General features: G+C 62.8%; 15 protein-coding genes and 2 tRNA genes. 13 read left to right on the top strand and 4 right to left on the bottom strand.

Annotated features, from left to right (window positions below; all coding sequences use genetic code 11):
* Positions 1-126: 126 nt before the first annotated feature.
* Together NYR55_RS04360 and yaaA are read right to left on the bottom strand one after the other, a co-directional pair.
* Positions 127-822: an SDR family NAD(P)-dependent oxidoreductase gene (locus tag NYR55_RS04360; RefSeq protein ID WP_260019998.1), complete on the bottom strand. Its 696-nt coding sequence runs from the start codon at positions 820-822 to the stop codon at positions 127-129.
* Positions 819-1,595 carry a peroxide stress protein YaaA gene (yaaA, locus tag NYR55_RS04355; RefSeq protein ID WP_260019997.1) on the bottom strand — a complete coding sequence of 259 codons (777 nt, stop codon included), beginning with the start codon at positions 1,593-1,595 and terminating at the stop codon, positions 819-821. Before yaaA ends, NYR55_RS04360 begins: the two co-directional genes overlap by 4 nt.
* Positions 1,596-1,809: 214 nt before the next feature.
* Between yaaA and NYR55_RS04350 the strand changes: the two genes are divergently transcribed.
* Positions 1,810-3,090, top strand: coding sequence for a hypothetical protein (locus tag NYR55_RS04350; RefSeq protein ID WP_260019996.1), 1,281 nt, complete (start codon positions 1,810-1,812; stop codon positions 3,088-3,090).
* A 118-nt stretch (positions 3,091-3,208) separates the two neighbouring features.
* Here the strand turns inward: NYR55_RS04350 and NYR55_RS04345 are convergent, their stop codons facing one another.
* On the bottom strand, positions 3,209-3,667 hold the full coding sequence (locus tag NYR55_RS04345; protein WP_260019995.1) for an Lrp/AsnC family transcriptional regulator: 459 nt from the start codon (positions 3,665-3,667) through the stop codon (positions 3,209-3,211).
* Between the two features lie 184 nt (positions 3,668-3,851).
* On the opposite strand from NYR55_RS04345, the gene NYR55_RS04340 reads away from it, so the two are divergent.
* From NYR55_RS04340 to NYR55_RS04320, 5 genes are all read left to right on the top strand, one after another.
* Entirely contained in the window at positions 3,852-5,723 is a 1,872-nt protein-coding gene (locus NYR55_RS04340; RefSeq protein WP_260019994.1) for a histidine kinase dimerization/phospho-acceptor domain-containing protein, read from the top strand.
* A gap of 2 nt (positions 5,724-5,725) precedes the next feature.
* A complete protein-coding gene (locus NYR55_RS04335) occupies positions 5,726-6,757 on the top strand; it encodes a polysaccharide deacetylase family protein (RefSeq protein WP_260019993.1) in 1,032 nt (343 codons plus the stop codon).
* 54 nt (positions 6,758-6,811) lie between these two features.
* Positions 6,812-6,887, top strand: a tRNA-Ile gene (locus tag NYR55_RS04330).
* 54 nt (positions 6,888-6,941) lie between these two features.
* Positions 6,942-7,018, top strand: a tRNA-Pro gene (locus tag NYR55_RS04325).
* A 163-nt stretch (positions 7,019-7,181) separates the two neighbouring features.
* Positions 7,182-7,304: a hypothetical protein gene (locus NYR55_RS04320; protein ID WP_260019992.1), complete on the top strand. Its 123-nt coding sequence runs from the start codon at positions 7,182-7,184 to the stop codon at positions 7,302-7,304.
* Between the two features lie 86 nt (positions 7,305-7,390).
* On the opposite strand, the gene NYR55_RS04315 is transcribed toward NYR55_RS04320, so the two are convergent.
* Positions 7,391-8,230, bottom strand: coding sequence for a DUF3883 domain-containing protein (locus NYR55_RS04315; protein WP_260019991.1), 840 nt, complete (start codon positions 8,228-8,230; stop codon positions 7,391-7,393).
* Positions 8,231-8,778: 548 nt separating this feature from the next.
* Between NYR55_RS04315 and NYR55_RS04310 the strand changes: the two genes are divergently transcribed.
* The 7 genes from NYR55_RS04310 (at position 8,779) to NYR55_RS04280 (ending at position 23,994) form a co-directional block, all read left to right on the top strand.
* Positions 8,779-11,685, top strand: a complete 2,907-nt coding sequence (locus NYR55_RS04310; protein WP_260019990.1) for a DEAD/DEAH box helicase family protein — start codon at positions 8,779-8,781, stop codon at positions 11,683-11,685.
* Positions 11,679-12,695: a hypothetical protein gene (locus tag NYR55_RS04305; RefSeq protein ID WP_260019989.1), complete on the top strand. Its 1,017-nt coding sequence runs from the start codon at positions 11,679-11,681 to the stop codon at positions 12,693-12,695. The genes NYR55_RS04310 and NYR55_RS04305 overlap by 7 nt, the downstream gene beginning before the upstream one ends.
* A gap of 176 nt (positions 12,696-12,871) precedes the next feature.
* Positions 12,872-15,508, top strand: a complete 2,637-nt coding sequence (locus NYR55_RS04300; RefSeq protein ID WP_260019988.1) for a site-specific DNA-methyltransferase — start codon at positions 12,872-12,874, stop codon at positions 15,506-15,508.
* Positions 15,508-16,035, top strand: a complete 528-nt coding sequence (locus NYR55_RS04295; protein ID WP_260019987.1) for a hypothetical protein — start codon at positions 15,508-15,510, stop codon at positions 16,033-16,035. Before NYR55_RS04300 ends, NYR55_RS04295 begins: the two co-directional genes overlap by 1 nt.
* Positions 16,032-18,101, top strand: coding sequence for a 3'-5' exonuclease (locus NYR55_RS04290; RefSeq protein ID WP_260019986.1), 2,070 nt, complete (start codon positions 16,032-16,034; stop codon positions 18,099-18,101). Before NYR55_RS04295 ends, NYR55_RS04290 begins: the two co-directional genes overlap by 4 nt.
* A 98-nt stretch (positions 18,102-18,199) precedes the next feature.
* Positions 18,200-22,900, top strand: coding sequence for a DUF3320 domain-containing protein (locus NYR55_RS04285; RefSeq protein WP_260019985.1), 4,701 nt, complete (start codon positions 18,200-18,202; stop codon positions 22,898-22,900).
* Between the two features lie 107 nt (positions 22,901-23,007).
* Complete coding sequence (locus NYR55_RS04280; RefSeq protein WP_260019984.1) at positions 23,008-23,994, top strand: hypothetical protein; 987 nt, start codon at positions 23,008-23,010, stop codon at positions 23,992-23,994.
* The last annotated feature ends 138 nt before the right edge of the window (positions 23,995-24,132 follow it).

Genomic DNA, 24,132 nt, shown 5'->3' with positions numbered 1-24,132 from the left:
GATGTTTCGGTTCAATGACCGTCTTAGACCCCCAACGCGCCCATGCCAAGCGCCGGGACGTAAGGGGGCGGCATCGCCGGACGGGCCGGGGATGCGCGGACGGCGGATGGCGGGCGCCCGCCGCGATCAGAACGGGATTTCGGCCCCGTCCCAGGCAAAGCACTTGCCGCTGTCCTGCGGTTTCAGGCCGTCGATCACGTCCAGCAGCTGAAGCGCCGCGCGTTCGGGATCGAACAGCTTACCCGGCGCGACATTGCCCTGGAACGGCCGTGACAGGCCGGTGTCCACCGTGCCGGGGTGCAGGCCGACCACGACGCTGCGTTCGCTGCGCCGCTTCGCCTCGATCGCGAAATTGCGGATCATCATGTTCAGAGCCGCCTTTGACGCGCGATAGCCGTGCCAGCCGCCCAGCCGGTTATCGCCGATCGATCCGACGCGGGCGGACAGGGCGGCAAAGACCGGGCGCCCTTCGCGGGGCAACAGCGGCAGGAAATGCTTGGCGACCAGCGCCGGGCCGATGGTGTTGATGGCATAAACGCGCGCCAGCCATTCGGCGTTCAGGTCGCGTATCGCCTTTTCCGGGCCGCGCTCCCCCTCGCTCAACATGCCGGTGGCGACGAACACCAGGTCCGGTGCGCCGATCGCCTTTACCCGTTCGGCGGCGGCGGCGATGCTGCCCTCGTCCAGCAGGTCGAGGTGATCCGGCCCGCTGCGCGACCGGGCCAGGCCGATGACATGGGCATGGCTGCCCTCTTCCTTCAGCGCCGCTTCGATCGCGCCGCCGATGCCGCCCGATGCGCCGATGACGACCGCGATGCTCATGCCGCCTCTGCCCGGCGCGTGCGCTGGAACCGCCAAACATCGTCGCTGCTGTCGCCGGCGACGAAGCGATACCCGTCAAGGTCAAAGGATTTCAGCGCATCGGCATCGGTGATGCGATGTTCGCACATCCAGCGGGCCATCAGGCCGCGTGCGACCTTTGCATTGAAGCTGATGAAGCGCGGGCCGTCCGGGCCGTCTTCCCGGAAATCCACGGTGATAACGCGCAGATGGCCGGGCAGGCGCCCCTCGGCCACTTTCCAATATTCCTGGCTGGCGAGGTTGAGCACCACATCGCTGTCCACCGCCGCTGCGTCCGCGGCGATCTGTTCCGCCACGCGGTCGCCCCACAGGGCATAAAGGTCCTTTGACCGGCCCGGCGCCCAGCGGGTGCCCATTTCGAGGCGATAGGGCCGCATCGCATCCAGCGGGCGCAGCAGGCCGTACAGACCGGACAGGATGCGGACATGATCCTGGGCAAAGCCGACCGCCTCCGGCTCCAGCGACTTCGCCTCGAACCCGCGATAGACATCGCCGGCAAAGGCAAACAGCGCGGGACGCTCCGGTGCGTCGGCAAAGTCGCGGAACCGTTCGGCGTTCAGCCGGGCCAGCTTGTCGGAAATGTGCATCAGCGCGCCCAGTTTCGGCGCGCCCAGCCGGGCCGCGCCGCGCGCCGTCACCTCTGCCTGTTCGGCAAAGACCGGGCGGGTCGTGGCGGGGTGGGGCAGGGGGCTGTCGAAATCCAGCGTCTTGGCGGGGGAAATCATGGCAAGCATGGCACAGCGCCTAACGCCAACCCGCCGCCGGGTCAAAGCATCGGAACAATGTGCCCGCGACAGGGAACCGAATGGCCGTTCATTCAATTTTGGTTCAGCCTATCGCCGTCACGGCATGAATGTGATCGCCCGCGCTTGAACCGCGCGAAAGCGGCCGATAGAGCATCCCAGCCCCCGGCACCCCCAGGCCGGAGCGCCATAGGAGATTGACAGGATGAAACTGGTTTCGAAGGCCGCCCTGGCCACGGTTCTGGCGATCGGTGCCTCTGCCGTCATGACCACCGCGCCCGTCGAAGCGCAGCGCAACAAGAAGGAAGAGGCAAAGCCCGCCGCGCCCAAGATTACCGAGGCGTTCCGGGTGCCCGCGCTGGCCGCCGACACCGCCGCCACGGCAAAGGACATTCCGACCGCTGAGGCGCAGTTCGCGCTGGCCAATGCGGCTGTGTCGAACGAGGACGAACGCTTCATCAACGAGCAGATCCGGTTGAAGATCGGCGAGCTGAAGAAGGATCCGGCATGGGTCAGCCAGGCGCTGGACTATCTGATGACCAGCCCCAAGACGACGCCGGAAAACCTGGCGGCGTATAATTTCTCCCGCGGCATGGCGGCTCTGAACCAGAAGAAGCCGGCCGAAGCCCTGCCGTTCCTGCGCAAGGCGCGGGAACTGGGCTATCCCGATCCCAACCTGCCGCTGAAGCTGGGTACGGCGCTGATCGATTCGGGCGATGTCGAGGGCGGCGTTGCCGAAATCGACACGGCGGTTAAGGCGACCAAGGCGTCCGGCCAGCCGGTGCCCGACACGTGGTACCGCTATGCCTATGGCAAGTTGCAGGCAGCGAACAAGCCGCAGGCGGCCAATGCGTGGATCCGCCGCCTGGTTTCCGATTATCCGAAGCCCGAAAACTGGCGCACCATGCTGCTGACCTATCGTCAGACTCAGGCCAGCGGCGACACGCCGGCCGCTCGCAACCAGCGGATCGACCTGTACCGCCTGATGCGCGCCACCAACGCGCTGGCCGGTGAGGCGGATTATATCATCTATGCCGACGAAGCGTCGCGGCTTGGCCTGCGCCATGAAGCGGTCGCGGTGATCGAGGAAGGTCAGCGCACGGGCAAGATCCCGGCGGGCAACGCCGATGCCAAGTCCATCCTGGCGTCGGCCAAGCAGGGCATTGCCACCGACAGCTCGCTGGCGTCTCTGGAAAAGGAAGGGCGCAGCGCCCAGAACGGCCGTCTGGCCGCGCTGGCCGCCAATGGCTTCATGGCCCAGGGTCAGGCGGCAAAGGCCGTCGAGCTGTATCAGCTGGCCCTGCAAAAGGGCGGAGTGGAAGAGCCGCAGACCCGTCTGCGTCTGGGCATCGCCCAGGCCCAGGCCGGCGACATGGCCGCCGCCAAGACCAGCTTTACCGCGCTGAACGGCACGCCGATGGCCGAACTGGCCGCGTTCTGGACGCTGTATCTGGACACCAAGGCAGGGGCGCCAGCCGCCGCCTGATCGACGTCCGGATGAAGAGCAGGGCCGGGCAGCGACACACCGCTGTCCGGCCCTTGCTGTTTCAGAGGGGCTCGTCGCGAAAAGCCGTCCGCCCGGCCATAGGCCGGACGCGGAATGGCTAGACCGGAATGCCGGGCAGATGCTTGGACGTGCGGATGGTCAGCGACGTCTTGACGCTGGTCACATTGGGCGCGGTCGTCAGCCGGGTGGTCAGCAATTCCTGAAACCCCTTCAGGTCCGTCGCCACGATTTTCAGGATGAAGTCGATTTCGCCATTCAGCATATGGCATTCGCGCACTTCGGGAATGGCGGCGATATGCTGTTCGAACGCGGCCAGATCGGATTCGGCCTGGCTGCGCAGGCTGACCAGTGCGAACACGGTGATCGGATGACCAAGTGCCACCGGATCCAGTTCGGCATGATAGCCCCGGATGACGCCCGCTTCCTCCAGCGCGCGCACGCGGCGCAGGCAGGGCGGTGCCGTCAGCCCGACCCGTTCGGCCAGTTCGACATTGGTCATTCGGCCCTGTTCCTGCAGCAACGCCATGATCTGCCGGTCGATCCGGTCGAACGCCATTCGCAATACTCCATTGAAGGGCAGCGATTCTGTCGCACGCCCCATCCGCAGCATAAGATAATTACGCCGCAACGCAATTGTCCCACTATGCGACGTGCCAAAAACACCGCCTTGTGGGGATGGCGGAACCAGTTAAGGAAATCTTGCCGTCGGGATTGGCCGGCGTGACCATTCGGGTGGCATCTTGCGCTTTGACGATACGCTGACGACGGTGCTTGCCGCAGACTGGTCGACGCCCACGGCGCGATCGGCGGCATGGCGTCAGCTCGTTGACCTGATCGGTCGCGGGCGCGCGCCCGCCGATGCGGCCGTGCTGGACCGCCTGTCCACCATCCGGGATCAGGTGCCGCTGGGCGTCCGTGTGGCCAGTGCCAGCGGCCTTTCCCATGCCCGGCCGCCTGCGGGTCTGGTCCGGCTGCTGTGCAGCGACGATCCGGCGGTTGCGCTGCCCGTGCTGCGTGCGGCCCAGTTGACCGATGCGGAATGGACCGATCTGTTGCCGATGCTGGGCGGTTCGGGCCGGGCCGTGCTGCGGCACCGCCGCGACCTGTCCGCCGCTGTCCAGCGTGCGCTTGCCGCCTTTGGCCCGGCCGATTTCGTACTGGATGACCGCCGCCCGGCCGATCTGCGCGAAGCGGCGATGAATGCCGAGCTTGTCGAGACGCCGGTCACACCGCTGACCGAGATCGAAACCGCCCCAACGCCGGTGGAAGCCGAGGCCGAGCCGCCTGCCACACCTGCACCTGTGGCCGGTGCGCCCGCGACGCCGTTCCAGTCGCTGGCCAGCGTCGCGATGGGTATCCCCGTCGTAGCGGAAGCGATGCGGCGCGCCCGGGAACAGGGCGCATCCGCCGATCCGCAGCCGACGCCGATTGCGGACTGGTTCGCGCCGGCCGCCGATCCTGCACCGACCCCGCCCATTGCCGCCCCGGACGGCCCGTTCCGCATTGCCGATGTCGTCGCCCTGATCGACGCGCATCAGCGGCGTCAGGCACCGTCCGAACCGGAACCGGGCATCAGCCATGGCGCGCCCGTGCCATCGGGTTTCCGGTTCGAAACCGATGCCAATGGCGTGATCCGGGTGGTGGAAGGTGTCAATCGCGCGCCGCTGATCGGCCTGTCGCTCAGTCAGGTGGGCGGATCGGGCGATACCGGGTTCGACGCCAGCGCCGCCGGTGCATGGCGCAAACGGTCCAGCTTTCGCAACAGCCGCCTGTTCGTTGCCGGGTCCAGCGATGCCGCCGGGCACTGGCTGGTATCGGCCATGCCGATTTTCGATCCCGTCGCGGGCCGATTCACCGGCTTTGCGGGCGGCGCGCGGCGGCCGCGGGCGGATGAGCGGGCAGAGCCCGCCGATGCCCCGATGTCGCCGGCGGATGTCGAGATGCTGCGCGAACTGGTCCATGAACTGCGCACGCCGGCGGGGGCGATCACCGGCTTTGCCGAATTGATCGAAAGCGAGATGCTTGGCCCCGTGCCGCCCGTCTATCGCGAACGGGCAGGGGAAATCCGGCAACAGGCCCGCGAACTGATCGGCATCATCGACGATCTGGACCTGTCTGCCCGGATCGAGGGACAGGCGCTGCAACTTTATCCCGGCGCGGTCGCGCTTGGTCCGATGTTGCAGGGTATTGCCGCCGATCTGGCCCCGCTGGCCGATTTGCGCGGGACGCGGATCGAGCTGGGCGGGATGGACGGTCTTGTCGATGCTGATCGCCGCGCGGTTGAACGGCTGCTTGCCCGGCTGGCCGCGACGCTGGTCGCGCATGGCGGCCCCGGCGAGGTGATCCGCATCGATCAGATCGCGGTGGCGACGGGCCGCATTGCGCTCCGCTTTACCCGCCCTGCCGCCCTGGCCGTGGAGCCGGAGGCGCTGGCGGCGGCAGAGGCCGATGGCGCGGACGACCTGACCCCGCTGGGCACGCGCTTTACCCTGCGGCTCGTCTCCCGCCTGTCCGGTGAACTGGGCGGCGCGCTGGTTATCGATGCCGACAGCTTGACACTCGGCCTGCCTGCGGCGGATGATCCGGGGATGGAGCGGACGGCGCATCCCTGACGGTGGACGGTCCTCCACCCCCGGTCGATCAACCCGAACCCTATCGCCCGTCCGCGCCGGACCGGGCGGCGCTGTTGCGGCTGCCCCGCGCATTCGGCACGCGCTTTGCCCTGTTCGTCGATACCGAGGAGGAGTTTGATTGGGGCGCGCCGCTGTCCAGTGCCAACCGGTCGGTCGGGGCGATCGCCGGGCTGCCCGATGCGCATCGCCGGTTTGCCGATCGCGGCGTGCCCGTCACCTATCTGATCGACCATCCGGTTGCCGACGATCCCCGCGCGGTCGACATTCTGAGCAGCGTGATTGCCGATGGACGATCCGCGATCGGGGCACAGCTTCACCCCTGGGTTAACCCGCCCTTTGACGAGGCGGTCAGCGCCCGCAACAGCTTTCTGGGCAATCTGCCCCCCGCGCTTCAGGCGGCAAAGATCGCGGCGCTGACCGACCGTATCCATGCCGCATTCGGCCACCGCCCGCACGTGTTCCGGGCCGGGCGCTATGGGCTGGGGTCGGATACGCTGCCGCTGATTGCCGCCGCCGGCTATCGCATCGATAGCTCGATGCGCTCGCGCTATGATTATTCGGGCGAGGGCGGGCCGGATTTTCGTGCCATTTCCAACCATCCGTTCCGCACCGGCGCGCCGGGCCTGATCGAACTGCCGCTGACCACGGTGTTTGTCGGTGGCTTGGGCGCGCGGGGCCGCCGGTTGCAGCGGGTGCTGGCACGGGTGCCGCTGGCGCGCGGCGTGCTGGCGCGGGCGGGGCTACTGCGCCGGATTGCCCTGACGCCGGAAGATATGCCGATTGCCGATGCGCTGGAGGCGGTGCGGGTGGCGGTGGATCACGGCGTGCGGCTGCTCAATTTTTCATTCCACTCGCCATCGCTGGTGCCGGGGCATACCCCCTATGTCCGCGATGCCGCCGACCTTGCCGCCTTTCACGCATGGTGGGCGGCGATGTTCGACCTACTTGAGCGGCTGGGCGTTGCGCCCATCGGCGAGGCGGAGCTGATCGCGACGATGGATGCGATGCGCTGAACGCGGGGCTTGCCCGGCCCGCTGCGTTTCCGCTAGGCCCCCGCCACGTCTGATGGGCCTGTAGCTCAGCGGTTAGAGCTGGCCGCTCATAACGGCTAGGTCGCGGGTTCGAATCCTGCCGGGCCCACCAGACGGGATTGGGGATGGCGCCGCCGCGATTTCGCCGCTATGCCGCCCATCCGGTCGGGGAGTGGCGCAGCCCGGTAGCGCGCCTGCTTTGGGAGCAGGATGTCGCAGGTTCGAATCCTGTCTCCCCGACCAAATTATAAGAATCTAGGGAATTCAGTTACTTGATGCGAAAATCGCACACAAAAATATACAGAAAAATATACAGGAAATAGACAGCGCGTGGCGGTTAGCCTGGCAGCTGCGGCATGCTCATCGTCGAGTATAAGGGCGAAACCGGACCGATAATCGCGACAGCTTGGAGAAGCGCAACATCGATGCGCGTTTGCAGGAGATCGGCAACGGATCGGTCGAGTTTCTGTGGGCTGAAGAGCACCGTTATTTGTTTGCCAACCCTTTGAAATATAGAAACGTTTGGTGAGTGCGGTTCTTGGCCGCCCTGCGACTAGTCCCAACCTCGCTAACTTTCCAGATCGGCTATGCTGACAATATCGTGTTAGTGATGCCTCAAAGCATGCTCGCCACAAAGCTTGTTGGCGTTAGCGCAACGTGCGCACTCAACGGCGGTCGTATCTCGAAGGCTCGCGGTTCGCGCGCGAAATTCCAAATGCGCACGAGGCACCATTCGGAGCGCCTACTCTCTGCTACTGCCAGTTCGTTGCGGCTGACGTAGAAAGGCGTGCGCTCCCAGCCGTTGGTCGTCTTCACTTCGATCAGACGAGCGCGACCATCGATCTCGAAGCTTTCGACATCATAGCCGGCCCCGTCGCCATCTTCATTGGAAACCCAGCGCACACGTTTGGCAAGGTCGGAGCGGTTAGCACTCATTAGGATCAAGCGCTCATGGGCGATTACCCTTTCCTCACCGGCGCGACCAAGCGCACGGTTGCGCGCATCACGGCCTGCGACGTCAAACTTGTTGGCAATCGCGGTCATCTGTTCCAGCTCTACAGGAGGCGGGACGTTGCTGTGAGTTGGTGGTGGACCAATCCAAAGGGGCGCAACACTTCGCACGCGCGATTGAATCGGCATTAGGGCAGGGCGACTTTCGCCGGTAATCCATGACGGGTGGCTTACAAGCCAGCGTGCGACAGCATCCTCTAGTGACTTTTGGAAATTGAAAGCCGGCTTGTATCCTGGAATCCAGCTTTCCCCGAGTCCCTTGAGCACCGCGCTGATGTTTTGGTGCTTGTATTCGATCGAGCCGCGCGGTCGCCCGATCTGCGACTGAAGCCGACGATTATGTTCCGCCTTGGAGTAGGGGCGACCGGCTTCGTCGTCGGCGAGCATTTCGAAATAGTCCGCGACGATCGCGTCGTTTTGATCATCGGTCCAATCGCCGCTCATAACATTGCTTTATGACAAACACATGCCTGTGTCATCTGAGACACAAGCTACGATGCATGGACATAAACCAGTGAAATCATTTTTCGGCCGAATTCGCAAGCTGCCAAGCGGCAGTTACTCCAGATCCGATGAAAGTGCTTGATTTGACAACGGCTCGCCATTCATCTCAATGCGGATTGGAGCAGCGTTGGGCAGTGAAAATCCGGATGTGGATGGGTGATCTTATAAGAAAATTGAACGAAAGATGGCTTGGTAAGCGCAATCATTAAAAACCGCAAAAAGATTGTGCTGAAATGATCAAATATCTAAAATGACACATTGAATTCTCATGATCTCAGGTTGATCTTTGCGGCATTTTCTGGATTTCTGAGATGCGATAGGCCAATAATATTTTGCAAGACACGCACGTTGATCGGTAATTTTTCGGGCGGGAGCATAGTAATTTGAGCGGCGCGTTCTTTCAATCACCGATCCTCAACTCGCCCTATGAAGCCCCGACACGGCACTGGGCTCTGGATTCAAGCGGTCAGCCAAGTGGCGCGGTCGTTGTGGGGCGCCGCCGTAGCGATCTTACTACGCCGATCCCCAAGCCGAAGAAAAAGACCGGCAAGGCTGCGGCGATGGAGGACCTCTACGCTGACGCTGCCGGTGACGTCTACGACCCGACTGAGACGATCAACGGTATACGATCTGCCGTCGAAAGCTGGCGCGCTCTGCCTGAAACGCAATGGCAGGTAACGCCCACCACCGCGCGGCTGCTGCGCCACTGGCGAACGCACGACTTCGCGCACCAGCGTCCGTTTTTCTGCCAGGTTGAAGCGGTGGAAACGGTCATCTGGCTGACCGAGGTGGCGCCGCGATCCTCCGCGCAGGGCCGGCGTTTCTGGGCGCATTTGGAGGCGGCCAATGCCGCTGCCAATCCCGATTTGCTACGCCTTGCGCTCAAGCTGGCGACGGGTTCGGGCAAGACGACCGTCATGGCGATGTTGATCGCCTGGCAGACGCTGAACGCCGTGCGCCACCCCGGCGCCAAAAAGTTTAGCCGCGGCTTCCTAATCGTGGCGCCGGGCATCACGATCAAGGATCGGCTGCGCGTCCTGCAGCCCAACGATCCTGAAAGCTATTACAAGGGTCGCGAAATCGTGCCCGAGGATATGGTCGGCGATCTGGGGCGCGCAAAGATCGTGATCACCAACTATCACGCCTTCAAGAAAAAGGATGAGATCCCGCTCAACAAGGTGCAGCAGGCTGCGCTCGCAACCAATCCGCGGCCCGAGAGCGATGGCGCGATGATCCGCCGCGTTGCGGGGGAGCTGATGGGGATGAAGAACATCGTCGTGCTGAACGACGAGGCGCATCACTGCTATCGCGAGCGGCCGCCGCTGCCTGGCGAGGAACTGAAGGGCGACGAGCTGGCCGCTGCCAAGGAGGCGAACGAGGCCGCGCGGCTGTGGATCAGCGGGCTGGAGGCGGTGAAGCGCGAGCTGGGCGTCAGCATGGTCTATGACCTGTCGGCCACGCCATTCTTCCTGCGCGGATCCGGCTATCGCGAGGGGTCGCTTTTTGGCTGGGTGATGAGCGATTTCAGCCTGATGGATGCGATCGAGTGCGGCATCGTCAAGCTGCCGCGTGTGCCGATCATGGATAACCTGCCCGGCGGCGACACGCCGATGTTCCGCAACCTATGGGACCATGTCGGCAAGCAGCTGCCCAAAAAGGGGCGGGCCAGCTCAAAGGGGCTTGATCCGCAAAAGCTGCCCAACGAGCTGTTGACCGCAATCGACGCCCTTTACGGGCATTACGAAAAGACGCGGCAGCTGTGGGTCGATGCGAATATTGGCGTCGATCCGGTGTTCATCGTGGTGTGCAACAACACCGCCACGTCGAAGCTGGTCCACGATTACATCGCCGGTTACGAAATCGAAGACGCCAACGGCACCATCATGCCGATGAAGGGCAAATGCCCGCTGTTCCGAAATTTCGACCCCGACGGCGTTGCACTGCCCAAGATGCGCACGCTGTTGATCGACAGCATGCAGTTGGAAAGCGGGGAGGCGATCAGCGCCGAGTTCCGCGAAGCAGCCGCCCCGGAGATCGCCCGGTTCAAGGACGAGCTGATCCAGCGCACCGGCGATCGTGCGGCGGCGGAGAAGATCGACGATGCAACGATCCTGCGCGAGGTGATGAATACCGTTGGGCGCAAGGGTGCGCTGGGCGAACATATCCGCTGCGTCGTTTCGGTTTCGATGCTGACCGAGGGGTGGGACGCCAACACCGTCACCCATGTGCTCGGCGTGCGCGCATTCGGCACGCAGTTGTTGTGCGAACAGGTGATCGGCCGCGCGTTGCGTCGGCAGAGTTACCAGCTGCAAGCGGACGGTCACTTTGCCGTCGAATATGCCGATGTGCTGGGCATCCCGTTCGATTTCACCGCCGCACCGGTGGTAGCGCCGCCCAACCCGCCGCAGAACATGGTCCGGGTCCACGCGATCAGCCCGGAGCGCGACGCATCGGAAATCCGCTTCCCCCGCGTCGAGGGTTATCGCACCGAATTGGGGCAGGAGCGGATCACGGCCGAGTTCACGGCCGACAGCACATTGGAGCTGACGCCGGAGATCGTCGGTGCGACCACCACGGTCAACGCGGGCATCATCGGCGAGGAAGCCAATCTGACGCTCGATCACCTTACGGACATGCGCATGGCGTCGATCCAGCTGCGGCTGGCGGAATGGATTGTGCGGCGGCGCATGACCCCGGATGGCGAGCGGCCGAACACCGGCCTGATCCTTCAGATGAAGCCGATCGTGCGCCGCTGGATGGCCGAGCATCTGGTGACCAAGGGCGGCACGCAGCCGGCGCAGTTGCTCTACTACAACATTGCCGATTGGGTGGCTGATCGGATCATGGCGGCGGTCACGCGGGCACAGGGCGACAGTGGCCGCGTGATCGCCATGCTCGATCCCTATAACCGAGAGGGCAGCACGCGCCATGTCGGCTTCAATACCAGCCGCGATGTGTATGAGACGGGCGAGCGCTGCCATGTCAGCCACGCCGTTCTGGACAGCGGGTGGGAGGGCGAGATGTGCCGCGTGCTCGACCGGCACCCGCGCGTCCTCGCCTGGGTCAAGAACCACAATCTGGGGTTCGAAGTGCCGTATAGCTGCGGCGGCGAAGTGCGGCGCTATCGCCCCGATTTCATCGTGCGGGTGGATGACGGGCGCGGGGCGGACGATCCGCTGAACCTGGTAATCGAGACAAAGGGATATCGCGGGGAGGACGCGAAGGACAAGGCCGCGACGATGCAGACCTATTGGGTCCCCGGCGTCAATGCGCTGGGCACGATGGGCCGCTGGGCGTTCGCCGAGTTCACCGATGTGTGGACGATCGAGAGCGAATTTGCAGCGAAGATCACGGCGTGGCTGGATGGGGTTGGGGAAGGATCACTGAAATGCTGATGGCGGCAAAGATTGGGTGGTTCGCGTCCCCCAGTGACAGTAAAATGGGCGGCGCCATGCGATTTCTCGTCGAAAACGATGGCGATGGGGGTGAGCGGTTCAACTTTACGCCGGACCCAAATGACGGGCAATTTTACGGCTACATTAAGGGAAAGCAGGGCAAGGCGGGGGCAATTCATGATCAGCCGCCCTTTCCCGGTGACGGCCCGGAGGATGGCTGGACGATCGCCTTCGTGTCGCGTGATGCGCAGCGCGGGGGGCAGCGGCTGATCGGCTGGTATGAGGATGCCCGTTTCGTTTACGATATGCGCGACGGCTTCCGCGTTCATCGCCGGCACCCGTCAAATGACGGTGGAATTTATTGTGTCGTGGCTGCCCGCGCCTTTTTCGTGCCTCCAGTCGAGCGTGTCCTTGATCTGACCCAGGGTGATCGCTCGCTCAACAGCACTTTCTATTCTTGGCTTGGATCGCTCGACGGGAATGAAGCCGGATTTCAGTTGATCCGTCAGCGCATCGAAAGCGAGATAGCCCGGCTGTCACAAATCCTGAATCCCATCGACGAAGCCGCTATCGAACATCAACCACCCCCGCAGGTTGATACCGATGGCGCCGTCGAGCCGCCAACCGTGCCGGGCGGCGGCGGAGAAGGTGCTGCCCATGCGGCGCTGAGGTTGTGGGTGCTGGACAATCCCCAGCAAGTGATCCCGGACTGTGGCCGGGTGCTTTGGGCGGAAACCGAATTCGTCCTTCCGTCCGCTGACGTCGTGGACGTGGCCGTGGGAACCGACACCATCGACCATGTGATCGAAGTCAAATCCCGAATTTCCAATGACGCGGATTTTCGGCGGGGCGTTTTTCAGTGTGTCAAATATCGTGCAGTCTATGAGGCGCTGTATGGCCGAACGCCCGGCGCTGTTCTGGTCACGCAACGCACGTTGCCGGACAATCTCGCGCAACTTTGCGATACGCTCGATATTCGCTACCGCGTCATTCAACAGGACCCAGCCTAATGGCCAAGAAGCCCCTTACCGTCGACACGCTCACCCATGATGAGGCGACGCGGCGGAATGCGCCGACGGCGGAGCTGGAGGCGTTTGTGCCGCCGGATGTGAAGGCGCCGATCCGTGCCGCATACGAACGGCGCAATCCCGATCTGGACCCGCAACTGGTGTGGCGGGGCAAGGATGTGGCCGATTGGTCCGACCTGATCGTCGAGGCGCCGCCGCTGTATATTCAGGAGAAGATCCACCCCAAGGCGCTGGTCGAGGATCTGAAGCGCGCCACCACGCGCAAGGCGGAACCGGAGGCCGCGCCCGATCTGTTCGCCGATTTCAACGGGATCGAACCGGATCAGCGCACCGAATTCTATGCCCATGACCAGCATTGGTCGAACCGCATGATCCTGGGCGATGGGCTGAAGGTCATGGCGAGCCTCGCCGAGCGCGAGGGACTGAAGGGGCAGGTGCAGTGCATCTATATCGACCCGCCCTATGGCATCAAATTCAATAGCAATTTCCAGTGGAGCACCACCAGCCGCGACGTGAAGGACGGCAAGGCCGATCATTTCAGCCGCGAGCCCGAACAGGTAAAGGCGTTCCGCGACACCTGGGCCGACGGCATCCACAGCTACCTCACCTATCTCCGCGACCGGCTGACCGTCGCGCGCGACCTACTGACCGAGTCAGGCTCCGTGTTCGTGCAGATTGGCGATGAAAATGTGCACCGCGTGCGGGCGCTGATGGATGAGGTGTTTGGGGATGAGAATTTTGTTAGCCAAATCGCTGCAGCGAAGACTTCGGGCCTAGCTGCCTCGTCTGCCCTTGCCTCGGGCCATGATTTTATACTTCATTATGCTAAACATGTCGACCTTGTGAAATTTCGTCCAATCTATGTGGATAAACTTGATGAGACAGAATCCTCATCAGAATATTTCAACGTTCAACTTACCTCCGGCGAGCGTCGGCGAATGTCTCAGGAGGAGCGGACTGGTCAAATCGAAGTGAATGGCCGATCTTATCGGGTTGATAATCTGACGAAGCCGGGTCCAGGCGCAAAATATGAGTTCTCGTTCCGCGGGAAAAATTTCAGCCCAAAGGAGCGATGGTGGGGAACGACATTCGCGGGAATGACGAGAGTTGCCAAGGCTGATCGCTTACATCAAGGCGGTGCCACAATAAGTTTCGTTCGATACCTTGATGACTTTCCTGTTAAACCAGTGAATAACTACTGGCGGGACGTTATTCTATCTAGCCGACTGGAGGATAAACTATACGTCGTTCAAACGTCGATTAAGCTTATTCAGCGCTGCATATTGATGGCGACCGATCCTGGTGATCTCGTCCTTGATCCAACCTGCGGTTCGGGCACCACTGCCTATGCAGCCGAGCAATGGGGCCGCCGCTGGATCACGATCGACACCAGCCGCGTCGCGCTGGCGCTCGCCCGCGCGCGGATCATGGGGGCTCGCTATCCCTGGTATCTGCTCGCGGACTCACGGGAAGGGCAGGTGAAGGAGGGCGAGGTGACGCGGCAAGTCCCCGCCGACACGCCCACCTATGGCCGGCTGCGCCAGGGCTTTGTCTACAAGCGCGTGCCGCACATCACGCTCAAATCCATCGCCAACAATGCCGAGATCGACACGATCTGGGAAAACTATCAGACCAGGCTGGAGCCGCTGCGGGAGGCGCTGAACGCCGCGCTGGGGACTGCGTGGGAGGAATGGGAGATTCCGCGGGAGGCGAAGGGCGACTGGCCCGAAGCCGCGCGGACTGCGCATGGTCAGTGGTGGGAGGCGCGCATCGCCCGCCAGCGCGAGATCGACGCATCGATCGCGGCCAAGGCGGATACCGAATATCTCTATGACCAGCCCTATGAGGACAAGAGCCGCGTGCGCGTCGCCGGGCCGTTCACGGTCGAAAGCCTTTCGCCGCACCGTGTTCCCGTGGTCGATACCGACGACAGCCTGTTCGACGAGCTGGAGGCCGCCGAGGGGCGCCGTCAGCCGGGGCCGGTCAATGAAACCGCCGACTTTGCGCAGATGGTGCTCGACAACCTCAAGCGATCGGGCGTGCAGCAGGCGCACAAAGCCGACAAGCTCGTTTTCTCCAGCATCTCGCCCTGGCCGGGCAAGTTCGTCTGTGCCGCCGGCGTGGTGCGGCAGGCGAGCGAGGGGGAGGGCGACACGCTGGCCGACAGCCCGGAACGGCGCGCAGCCATTCTGGTCGGGCCGGAATATGGCACCGTCGCCCGCGCCGACCTGACTGCCGCCGCGCGCGAGGCGATGGAGGCGGGCTTTGACCTGCTGATCGCCGCCGCGTTCAACTTTGACGCGCATGCCAGCGAGTTCACCAACATGGGCGCGCTCACCGTGCTTCAGGCGCGGATCAACCCCGACCTGCACATGCCGGACCTGGCCAATACCGGCGCCGGCAACCTGTTCACCGTCTTCGGCGAACCCGACATCGCGGTGCATGACGAGGGGGATGGCCCCGATGGCACGAAGATGATCTCGATCGAGGTCGCCGGGGTCGACATGTATAAGGGCGGGCAGATCGAAAGCTCGGATGCCGACGACATCGCCGTGTGGTTTGTCGATACGGACTATAACTACGAAAGCTTCTTCGTCCGCCACGCATACTTCCCCGGCGCCAACGACCCCTACAAGGCGCTGAAAACGACGCTGAAGGCGGAAATCGATGCCGAGGCATGGGAGTCGCTGAAACGCACCCGCTCACGCCCGTTCCCGCGCCCCGCGGGCGGCAAGGTGGCGGTGAAGGTGATCAATCACCTGGGGGATGAGGTGATGAAGGTAGTGGGGGTTTGATGGGCAAGGGAGGCTATCGCGGCGGATCGACAATCGTTGGTCCATGGAGTGCCGGCTGGTTCTCCGGGCCGAAACCCAAGGCGGGCCCAACCAAGGAGGCGTCCGCTCACGCCGCCGGTAAGGCGTCGAAATCTCCCGCAAAGGCGAAGGGGGCCAAGCGCAAGCCTGTAAAAATGTCGGATGCGCGTATTACCGCAGATGCTGAGGAGAAGCGGTTGCGAAAAACGGTTCAGCAATCCGCGCCCGTAAATATGACCGGTGTCGCAAAAAGATCGAAAAAGCAGAAAAATCCCGCTGCTATAACTGTTCCGAAAAGTGCTGCTGAGGCCCAACGTGCCGGGATGACGCGTGATCAATGGCAGGCAATGGCAACCGCCGAAGTCAGAAGCGTTGAAAAAAGACTGTTGGCAGCCCGCCAGGCAGTAAGTGATTTGCTTGATCAATTGCGAGCGGCTGAGGCAATTAGGCAGGTTGCTTATCAAACGGATGTTAGGAACGGTTCCGTTGTGCAAACTGTGCAGCCGTGACTCTCCTCTACGCCTCGACCTTTACTAAGGCGCTCACTCGCCTCACCGCCGCTGAACAGAAGCAGGTGAAGATCACCGCCTTCGATCTGGCGCAGGACGAGGCGGGTAATGGCTTGCGACTGCACCGGGTGGAGGCCGCACCGGGCTTCTGGACCGCGCGGGTCACTCAGGACCTGCGCCTCGTGCTGCACAAGGATGGCGAGCACACGCTCCTCGCTTATGTCGATCACCACGACGCTGCCTATCGGTGGGCGGAGCGGCGGCGGCTTGTGCCGCATGAGCGGACCGGGGCGATGCAGTTCGTGGTAGTCGCCGAGCGTGAGCAAGACGCAGCAATTCTCCCGGCGGTGCAGACCATCGGTGCGGTGTCCGGGGCAGATGCGGTTGCGCACGCCCATGAGGACCACGCGACGCTTTCGGCCCGCCCCTTTGCCAGCTTGTCCGACGACCAGTTGCTCGATGTCGGGGTGCCGCGTGACTGGCTCGACGCCGTGCGCGCTGCCGACCAGACGAGTGTCGAGGAACTGTTCGAGCTGTTGCCCGACGAAGCCGCGGAGGCTCTGCTTGATGTCGCGACTGGCGGGCGGATCGAGGATCATGTCGCCGCCACTGCGGTGGCCGGCGCCGATCCGTTCGCACACCCCGATGCCCAGCGGCGGTTCCGCGCGGTGGCGGGGGTCGAGGAGCTCAAGGCCGCGCTCGACGCGCCCTTCGCACAATGGGCGGTGTTCCTCCATCCGGCGCAGCGTGGGCCGGTGACGCGCGACTGGCAGGGACCGGTGCGCGTGTCGGGATCCGCCGGGACGGGCAAGACGATCGTTGCACTGCATCGCGCGGTGCATCTGGCGGGGGCGGAGGGGGCGCGTGTGTTGCTTACCACCTTCTCCAAACCGCTGGCGACGGCGCTGGCCGACAAGGCGACGCTGATGACCGAAGCACTGCCGGAGCGGCGCGAGCGCCTGACCGTCCGTGCGCTCGATCAGGCGGCTTATGATCTTTATGCCGCCGCCTTCGGCCAACCCAGCCTCGCCACAGCGTCGCAGGTGCGGACAGCAATCGAGGCGGCGATGAAGGAAGGGCGCGGCGCCGGGCACGACGCGGCATTCCTGTTTGAGGAATGGGACGAGGTGATCGACGCCTGGGGCATCACTGACGTGGAGAGCTACACCGCTGTGCCACGACTGGGGCGCAAAACGCGGTTGGGGCCGAAGCAGCGCGAGAGTGCGTGGCAGGTCTTTGCCTTTGTGCGCGATCGGCTGGCGGCGCGCGGGTTGACGACTTGGGCAGACGTCTATGCGCGGCTGGGACAGTGGGTCGCGGCGGGGAAAGGTATCGGCTTTACCCATGTCGTGGTCGATGAGGCACAGGACCTGTCGGTCGCGCAGGCGCGGTTTCTGGCGGCGTTCGGGCGCGCGGGTGGGCCCAATGCGCTGTTCTTTACCGGCGATCTGGGGCAGCGCATCTTTCGGCTACCATTTTCTTGGGCGAAGCTTGGCATCGATGTGCGCGGCCGCGCCACTGTGCTCAAGGTCTGTTACCGCACTTCCCACCAGATCAGGTCGATCGCTGATCGGCTGCTGGGGCGCGAGATCACTGATCAGGACGGCTTGATTGAAGCGCGCACCGGCACTGTATCCGTGTTTGACGGGCCTGAACCGGTCCTCGCACTCGTGAAGGACGAGACCTCCGAGTGCGATACCGTCTCGGCATGGCTCAGCGCGGCACTGGCGGAAGGTTTCGCATCGAAAGAGCTGGCCGTGCTGGTGAGGGGGACGGCGCAACTCGAGCGCGGTCGCGCTGCGGCAAAGGCAGCTTGCGCCGATTTGCCGGTGCTAACCATGCACGACGCCAAGGGCCTCGAGTTTCGCGGTGTTGCAGTGATGGCGCTGGATGAGGATGTGTTGCCCGACGCCGATCGGTTGGCGGGTGTGGGGGACATCGCTGACCTCGAGGCGGTGCAGGATACCGAACGGCACCTGCTCTACGTTGCCGCAACCCGCGCACGCGACCGGCTAATGCTGGCAGGCGTGGCGCCTGGGTCTGAGTTTCTGGACGATTTGAAGTGAATTGTCGGGGTTTGGCATAGTTCAGTCGGTATTGGGGGTGGGTTAAGCAAGATGACGATTAGCAGGGGCCTGAATTTCTTATTTGAAGCGACTGACGTATGACAAATCAGCATCGCGCAACGCCAGGGCAGCAGTCCCGCTCCATTCAGAAGCTGTTTGACGAGACGCGCAAGCGGTTGGTCGAGACTGGGACGCGCAACCGGCTGGTCCATGTCAATCGCGCCAATGCTCGCGGCAACGTCATCAACATCGTCAACGAACGGTCAGACGACGTCCACGCTATCCTGTCTTCTGGCCGCGCGATGCGATTTCTCGGCCTGGGGCATGAAAAGGCCGAGGCCGGGGAGATCACGTTAGCCGAAGAGCATGTTGAAGAGACCGTTGGCGAGGACCGTTTCAGCGACAACCAGCTCGAAACACGGCTCGGGCCGGATGCACTCGCGAAGCGGCTGCTGAAGATCGCGCGGGAAGCCCAGACTGCGGAGGAAGAGCAGGGCGTCAACATCCTCTATCTCGCGCTCGGCTTCGTGAAATGGTTCGAGGACAAGAATTCCGACGTGCCGCGTGAAGCGCCACTCGTGCTGCTGCCAGTCCAGCTCGTCCGTAACCAGCGCACTTCAACCTATGATCTGAAACTTCGCGACGATGATCTGATGACCAATCTGCCGCTGCAGCAGCGATGGCAGGAGGATTTCGGGATTGTTCTGCCGGAAATTGATGACGATGTGGATGGCTGGCGGCCAAGCGTTTATCATGACGCTGTCGAAGCGATCATCGCGGAACGGCCCAAGTGGAGCATTGACCGAGATGCCATGCAGCTCGGCTTTTTCTCGTTTTCCAAGCTTTTGATGTATCGCGACCTGGCACTTGAAGCTTGGCCCGAAGACGCACTCCAAGCGCATGAACTGACGCGCGGCCTGCTCTTCGAAGGATTTGCGCATGAGGCGCCGCTGTTCGGCGGCAATGATCGTCTTGATGATCTGCTGCCGCCCGAAAATCTGTTTCACGTCGTCGATGCCGATGCCAGCCAGGCCAAAGTCATCGAGGAAGTGCGGGTCGGGCGCAATTTGGTCGTGCAGGGCCCACCGGGAACTGGAAAAAGCCAGACGATTACCAACATCATCGCGGCCGCAGTGAGGGAGGGCAAAACCGTCCTGTTTGTCGCGGAAAAGATGGCAGCACTGTCGGTGGTGCATGACCGACTGGTGAAGGTGGGGCTTCGTGATCTGATCCTTGAGCTGCACTCCAAGACTGCCAACAAGAAGGCCGTGCTGGGCGAACTGGCGCGGACACTTGCCGCAGGTCAGGCCGTCCCCGCGGTTCCACCGCCTCCAGGCGAGTTACGAGGTGTGCGTGACCGCTTGAATGCGTTGGCGGACGCGCTGCACATGCCGATCGGTGACAGCGGAGAAACGCCCTATAGCGTCCTTGGACGACAGGCGCGCTATATAGGTATTGGAGCGCCCATGCCGACACTGGACGCATCTGCGACCACGGCCGTGAGCCGCGCCGACGAGGCTGCCGCTTGCGACAAGATCAGTCATTATGCTGCGCTGGTCGAAAAAGCGGGGCCGGTCGAACAACATCCATTTGCCGGTGTGGGCAGGCTCGATTTCCAGCCAGTCGCGTTGTCGAGGCTGAAGCCGGAACTCGAGAGCACGTGCCAAGCAGCGACAATGTTACGGGACGCGCTCGATCTGCCCATGCGCGCTGCGGGGCTCACAGGGCCACGGTCGCAGGCGATTGCGCAACCGATCATCGATCTGCTTCATCGTTTGATCGGACTGGACAGCGGTGACGCTGCGCTCGCGCTGCGTATCATTGCCTCGAACGATCTCGCTCGACTGCTTGGAGCGATGGAAGTCGCCGCGCGTTGGCAGGCGGCACAAGCCGAAGCAACGAACTGGTTTGTCGATGCCGCGTTCGGGCAGGATGTAGTTCCGCTGCGCGCGCCTGTCGTGGCGGCGACGAGTTCGTTCTTTGCCCGCTGGGGTGGCGCGTATCGCGCTGCGTCGCGAGCGCTGGCCGGATTGTTGCGCGATGCGCTGCCGAAGGCACCTGTCGAGCGGCTGGCCTTGATCGATCAACTGGGCGATGTTCAGGCGATGCGCCGCACCTGGCGCGACGACGAAGCCTTCATGACTGAGTGTCTGGGCGATTTCTGGCGCGGTGAACGCACCGATTTCGCTCGAGCGTCGAAGGTGGCGAGGTGGGCAAGCAACGCTCTGACGACTCCACTCCCCGTATCGCCCGATCGCCTGGTTGCGATGGGTTGCGATCCTGCAAGCGTTACGTCCCTGAGCGATATTACGGCGGCGGCGAGAGCTGCACGCGATGCGATTGCCGTCATGACCGTCAAGCTGGACATGGATCCGCGACGTTTTGGCCCCGGTCCTGAGGACGGAGACCTTGCCGTTGTGGCCGATATATTTGCCACAATGGCGGGCACAATTGATCGCTATGGCGAATGGGCTGCGCTATCCAAAGCTCGCGAACAATTAGGCGCCCTCGGGCTGTCAGCATTGGCAACGCGCATCGCTGATGGCGAGCTCGATGCCAGCGGCGCGACCATTGAGTTGAAGTTTGCTCGGGCCGAGAAACTTTGGGAGGCGGCGCTCAGCTCAAATCCAGCCTTGCAAGAGATTGCCCGACTCGACCGCCATACACTGGTCGATGAATTCTCTAAGCTCGAGCGCATGCGCCTCAAGGAAAATGTCACGACGATCCTGGCAGGACATCTCTCCCAGCTCCCGCAGGGCGCGCAAGGTGAGATGAAGATCGTGCGTGGCGAGATTGGTAAGCGGCGGTCGCATATGGCGCTCCGCAGACTTTTCCTGTCGGCTTCGCGGGCAATCCAGCGGATCAAGCCAGTGCTGCTGATGAGTCCCATCTCGGTTGCCCAGTATTTGACACCAGGTAAGGTCGAATTTGATCTTCTGGTGATTGACGAAGCCAGTCAGGTGCGCCCGGAAGATGCGCTTGGCGCGATTGCGCGGGCGCGGCAGATCGTAGTGGTGGGTGACGAAAAGCAACTTCCTCCGTCATCATTCTTTGATCGATTGCTGGCGGACGGCGGCGATTCCGATGGCGATCTGGACGGTGACGAAGATGGTATAGCTGAGGAATTGCTGGGCGGCGCGGCGTCGCTTGGCGAGTCTGAAAGCATCCTTACGCTATGCGAAGCGCGCGGGCTGCCAGCAAGAATGCTTCAATGGCATTATCGATCGCGTGATCCATCGCTGATGCGCGTCTCGAACGCGGAGTTTTATAAATCAGAACTGGTTTTGCCGCCCTCACCGCTGGAAAAAGATCCTGCCTATGGGCTGATTTTTACGAAGGTCGACGGGGCCTACGACAAGGGTGGGCGGCGCGACAATCGTCGAGAGGGCGAAGCGATCATAAGACGAGTTGCAGAGCATGCGCGGAGCACGCCCAACCTGTCGCTTGGTATTGTAACCTTCAGCCATGCGCAGAAAAACACGATCAACGAGCTGCTCGAACTGGCACGGCGTAGCGACAGTGCTCTTGATGCCTTCCTCCGCGAAGGCCGTGCCGAGGATCTGTTCGTCAAGAATATCGAGAACGTCCAAGGGGACGAGCGGGACGTCATATTGGTAAGCGTTGGCTACGGCCCTACTGAACCCGGCGGACGTATGATCGGCGCGAGCTTCGGCCCTGTGAACGGGGATGGCGGCGAGCGACGTTTGAACGTGCTCTTCACCCGCGCGCGCCTTCGCTGCGAGGTATTTGCCTCGTTCGATCCTGGCGATCTTGACGTGAGCCGCGCAGCGCGTGACGGGCCGCGCATTTTGAAGCGCTTCCTGGACTATGCCAAGTCAGGGGCGATCGACCAGCCAACGATTACTGGTGAAGTGCCTGATTCACCTTTTGAAGAAGATGTTGCTGAAGTAGTGCGTAGTTTAGGCTACCTCGCCGATCCTCAGGTCGGTTCGGCGGGCTTTAAGATTGATATTGGCGTGCGTCACCCCGAAAAGCCGGGTAACTACCTGCTCGCAATAGAGTGCGATGGCGCGACCTATCATTCGGCATTGTGGGCGCGTGAGCGCGATCGGTTGCGCCAAGACGTGCTGGAGCATCTCGGCTGGCGCTTCCATCGCATATGGAGCACCGATTGGTTCTACAATCGACGCGCGCAGATTGAGCGGTTGGGGGAGGCGCTTGAGGCTGCCCGATCGGCGAGTGGCGCGCCTGCTGAAATCCATGGCGCCAACCTAGAGAAAGCGCAGCCTGTGGTGGCTGACGGCAATGAACCCGTCTTTGAGCTGCCCGAAGCGATCGTTCGCGAGATGCCCGCCTATGTTCGCGCCCGTCCATGGGCGGCAAGCACGCTGGAACCGCATGAGGCACCGATGACGGTTTTGATCCCGCTCGTGATCGAAATTGTCGGGGTCGAAGGGCCTGTTCATATTGATGAAGTTGCGAGGCGCATCGCCGCTGCGTTCGGAAAAAGAAAAGCTGGGAAGCGCGTGCTGGCTGCAACGCGCGACGCACTGATGGCGGCGAAACGTCAATTGCCGGAACTGCGGACCGACGAGGAGTTCTGGTTCACCAGCGAACAGGCTGCAGAACCGCCTGTCCGCGACAGATCGGCGGAGGATCCTGCGACCTGTAAGGCGGATGTGTTGCCTATGCTTGAGATAAGAGCCGCGCTTCGCCTGGCGCGGGACGACAATCCGGGTGGGTCCAGTGAGGATCTGGTTCGAGCTGCTGCGCGACTAATGGGATTTCGCCGGGTCGGTGCGGATCTCCAGGCGCGATTCACAGCTGGCCTGGATTGAACTGTAGGAGCCATTAAAGTGGATGGCACTTGCCCGGAAACACCGCCTGATCGGCACCATCCGGGTGAGAGTGCGATCGCTTCCCTAGGACTTCTTATCATTCCACTGTGCTGAAGCACATGGGTTCGCGCGGCCTTGTGCTGCTCACGCGGACGCAGGAGGTCGCAGCGAAGCGCTTCGGTGTTCATGACGGCGCGCGCGGTGTAATCGTCACGCGCACCGGCAGGCGCTTCTTTAACGATGACGAACTCGAAGCGGCTGCACTGCACCGGATCGATCAGTCGATGGAAGCTTCGGGCCTGTGGTCCGAGCTTGCCAGCGACTGGGTGCTCTGGGACTGCGAGATCCTGCCATGGAGCATGAAGGCGGGCTCGCTGGTGCGCGGGCAATATGCTGCGGTCGGTTCCGCCGCCGTGGCGGGCCTGAGTGCCTTGTCGGGCGTCCTCGCCGCTGCCCAGGCACGCGGCGTGCCGATCTACGAACTTGCCGCCTCGACCAAGGCGAGCCTTGACGACGCTGCCCGCTACCGTTCGGCCTATAACCGCTATGTCGCGCCCTTCGCCGGGATCGAGGATTTGCGCATCGCACCGGGCCACCTGCTCGCCAGCGAGGGCGCGGTTAATGACGACAAGGATCACCTCTGGCACATGGCTGCGGCGCATCGGCTGGCCGAGACCGACCCTGCGCTGCTGCTGGCGACACAGTATCGGCGGATCGATCTTGACGACCCGGCACAGGTCGCCGACGCGATTGCATGGTGGGAAGCGATGACCGCTGCGGGCGGCGAGGGCATGGTGGTCAAGCCGCTCGACTTCGTGGCGCGTGGCGGGAAAGGGCTGCTCCAGCCTGCGATCAAGTGCCGTGGCCGGGAATATCTTCGGATCATCTACGGGCCGCATTACGATTGCCCTGCGAACCTCGAGCGGCTCAAGAAGCGCGGCCTGGGGCACAAGCGCTCCATGGCCCTCCGAGAGTTTGCACTTGGGCTGGAAGCGCTGCACCGCTTCGTCGAGCACGCGCCGCTGACCCGCGTGCATCAGGCTGTGTTTGGTGTGCTTGCGATGGAGGCCGAGCCAGTTGACCCGCGGCTGTGATGGTTGTTTGAGAGGTTCGCAAATCAGCGAAATACGCCAACAAAATACCAACTATTTTACAACCAGCTCACTTCCAGCAGGTAGAGAGCCTCTGGTTGGATGATCCAACCAGAGGCTCTCCCATTGCACCGCAGGATT

The sequence above is a fragment of the Sphingomonas sp. BGYR3 genome (assembly GCF_025153455.1).
In the GTDB taxonomy this organism is placed as follows: domain Bacteria; phylum Pseudomonadota; class Alphaproteobacteria; order Sphingomonadales; family Sphingomonadaceae; genus Sphingomonas.
This window is presented reverse-complemented; position numbering and strand designations above follow the sequence as displayed.